At 30.6% G+C, this 3,425-nt stretch carries 3 protein-coding genes; all 3 read left to right on the top strand.

All coding sequences use genetic code 11. The annotated features are described in order from the left end of the window. Positions 1-1,040 precede the first annotated feature (1,040 nt). The 3 genes from EC396_RS11990 (at position 1,041) to EC396_RS11980 (ending at position 2,905) form a co-directional block, all read left to right on the top strand. On the top strand, positions 1,041-1,286 hold the full coding sequence (locus EC396_RS11990) for an AbrB/MazE/SpoVT family DNA-binding domain-containing protein (protein WP_129366922.1): 246 nt from the start codon (positions 1,041-1,043) through the stop codon (positions 1,284-1,286). After that, a complete protein-coding gene (locus EC396_RS11985; protein WP_129366921.1) occupies positions 1,277-1,600 on the top strand; it encodes a type II toxin-antitoxin system PemK/MazF family toxin in 324 nt (107 codons plus the stop codon). The genes EC396_RS11990 and EC396_RS11985 overlap by 10 nt, the downstream gene beginning before the upstream one ends. A gap of 327 nt (positions 1,601-1,927) precedes the next feature. Then, entirely contained in the window at positions 1,928-2,905 is a 978-nt protein-coding gene (locus EC396_RS11980; protein ID WP_129366718.1) for an IS110 family transposase, read from the top strand. The last annotated feature ends 520 nt before the right edge of the window (positions 2,906-3,425 follow it).

The following is a 3,425-nucleotide window of genomic DNA, read 5'->3' as shown; positions in this document are numbered from 1 at the left end:
TCAAAACTTACTTGTTGTTAGTTGCTACTAATTAAAAATTAATACCATTTATAACTTGTCATTCCGACGAAGGAGGAACCACATCCAATGCTCAGTTTTATGTGATTTCTCATTGCAATCGAAATGACAAAACATACGTCATTTCCAGCTTGACTGGAATAGAGTTAATTAAATGTAATCTGTTAATTGTGTAGTTCAAAGATACTTTTTAGTATTTGTAGCAACAGATCCCCGCATACGCGAGGATGACGGTTCAAAACTTACTTGTTGTTAGTTGCTACTAATTAAAAATTAATACCATTTATAACTTGTCATTCCGACGAAGGAGGAACCACATCCAATGCTCAGTTTTATGTGATTTCTCATTGCAATCGAAATGACAAAACATACGTCATTTCCAGCTTGACTGGAAATCTGTTTATTGTGTAGTTCAAAAGATGCTTTTTAGTATTTGTAGTAACAGATCCCCGCATTCGCGAGAAATCGAAGATTCGACGGAGTCAATGACGGTTTAGAACATACGTCATTTTCAGCTCGACTGGAAATCTGTTGTTTATGTAGTTCAAAAGATAATTATTACCAGATACTGAATACTTTCCTATTGAAAAATTGACTCCCTTTAGGGCTGGGGAAAAGCAATTTTTCGGTAGTGTTTAATTTTGTTAATAATTAAACTAATTTATAATTACACACCCCTAACCCCTTATTTCGGCTACGCTCAATACAGCGCTCAAGAGGGGAATATTATAGTTGAATAATTTCTTTTGGCTACTAGCTTTTGGCTTAGAACTGAAAACTGGTACTGAATACTGACTTTTTACTTTCAACTTTAGACTTTCAACTTTAGACTTTCAACTTAAAACTTAGAACTGTTACTGAATACGGTTACTGAAAACTAGCTTTAGACTTTCAACTTTAGACTTAAAACTTAGAACTTAAAACTTTAAACTTAAAACTGTTACTGAATACAGGCTGTTAGCTATAATTAGGAAAATAAGCAAATAAGTAATAACTTTGTAACTACATTAAAAAAACGAATAATGGAAGTTTCAGTTATTAAAATAGGGAATTCAAGAGGAATACGTTTTAGCAAAACAATTCTTGAAAAATACAATATCAAAGATAAAGTTGATTTAATTCTTGAAAAAGGTAAAATAATTATTCAACCTATAAACACACCAAGAAAAGGATGGGAAGAATCCTTTAAACAAATGAATGAAAATGAGGAAGACGAATTATTAATTAATGATGTTTTTGAAGACGAAAATCTTGAAGAATGGAATTAAAACAATATGAAATAGTTTTGGTTAATTTAGATCCAACTGTGGGAAGTGAAATTAACAAAACCCGACCTTGTGTTTTAATTTCTCCAAATGAAATGAATAAACATTTGAAAACAATTATTGTTGCTCCTATGACTACAGCTTCTAAAAATTATCCAACGAGAATTGAAATTAAGCATAATGACATCATTGGTTGGATTGTTGTAGATCAAATTAGAACTATTGATAAAAAAAGGGTTTTAAAAGTACTTGGAAGAATGACTAAACCTGAAATAAAAGAACTTAAATCTATTATTAGACAAACATTTGTTGACTAATAATAGTTCGTTTGTTGTTGGTTAAATAATAAAAAAATTAATCATGAAAAATGATTAAAGATTGTTGTTTATTGTTCTTTTCCATTGATGATCCTTCGACTGCGCTCCTTTAGATTTGCATTAAGGAATTTTAATTAAATTTAGAAAGAGAAAAGAAGTAAAAGTAAACTATGACATGCGCTCTGAGATTTTATTCTCGTGTCCTGATTTAGACTTTTACTTCTCTGCTCATCAAATACTCAAATAGAAATTCGGGATTTAAAGCCCATTATTAAGGAGTTAAGTAACTGATGATTTCTCTATTCTGTTTCACTTAATAACAAATTTATGAAAAACTTTATTATTGGTATCGACATTAGCAGTAAAACATTAGATATCTGCGTTAAAGAAAGTCAAGAACTTTCCCATTTTGAAATTGAAAACTCACAAAAAGCTATTCTTAAATTCTTTCGTGTATATAAAGAAAATCAAGTTATAGTGGCTATGGAAAACACTGGGAGATATAACTGGAATTTATTTGAAGTTTTACCGAAATTTAATTTTAAAATATATGTATTGAACCCTTTGCATTTATCTAAAAGTTTAGGCTTAGTTAGGGGTAAAGATGATAAAACAGATGCGTATAGAATCTGTTTATTTACTGAAAAAAACAAAGAAGATTTAACGCTTTGGAAGCCCACGCCTAAAGCTATTAAAAAGCTAAAAATATTCATAACAGAACGTACTTCTAGAATAAAAATGAAAAGACGTCTATTAAAACAACAACACGATTATAAACTAATGAAAGATGTTGGCCTTGACAAAGAATTAGCCAAACTAAACAAACAATTTATAGACCAAATTGTCAAGCAAATAAAATTGATTGAACAAAAAATTCAGACTATAATAAATGAAGACTCTATCCTAAAACAACAAGCCAAATTAATTAGCAGTGTGCCAGGTGTAGGAAAGATATTAACTTGGACAATGATTGCTAAAACTGAGGGTTTTACTAAAATAACAGATCCAAGAAAGATGGCCTGCTATACTGGAGTGGTTCCTTTTGAATATCAATCAGGAACTTCGGTTTATAGAAAGCCTAGGGTGTCAATGTTTGCAGATAAACCAACCAAAGCTGTATTGCATTTAGGTGCTATGAGCGCCATTAGACTTAACAATGATTTAAGAGTTTATTACCTTAGAAAAGTAAATGAAGGCAAAAATAAAATGCTAGTATTGAATGCTGTAAGAAACAAAATTATTCATCGTATTTTTGCCGTTATCAAAAATCAAGAATTTTATAAAAATCCTTTGGTTTTGTCATAGAAATCAGTGTGACATCAAGGTTTTTAATCAGCTTTTTACTATTTTACAGCCCCACTTCGACAGGCTCAGTGTGACATTTAGGTTTTTAAACAGCATTTTTTATATTTAACCCACCTTGTCAGTCTGAGCTTGTCGAAGACCAGTCTGAGCTTGTCGAAGACCTACTACACTTTATATTTTCATTATCAAAATACAATTCAACAGACCCCCACTTCGACAGGCTCCTTTAGATTTGCATTAAGGAATTTTAATTAAATTTAGAAAGAGAAAAGAAGTAAAAGTAAACTATGACATGCGCTCTGAGATTTTATTCTCGTGTCCTGATTTAGACTTTTACTTCTCTGCTCATCAAATACTCAAATAGAAATTCGGGATTTAAAGCCCATTATTAAGGAGTTAAGTAACTGATGATTTCTCTATTCTGTTTCACTTAATAACAAATTTATGAAAAACTTTATTATTGGTATCGACATTAGCAGTAAAACATTAGATATCTGCGTTAAAGAAAGTCAAGAACTTT

This window comes from Lutibacter sp. HS1-25 (assembly GCF_004121075.1).
In the GTDB taxonomy this organism is placed as follows: Bacteria; Bacteroidota; Bacteroidia; order Flavobacteriales; family Flavobacteriaceae; genus Lutibacter.
This window is presented reverse-complemented; position numbering and strand designations above follow the sequence as displayed.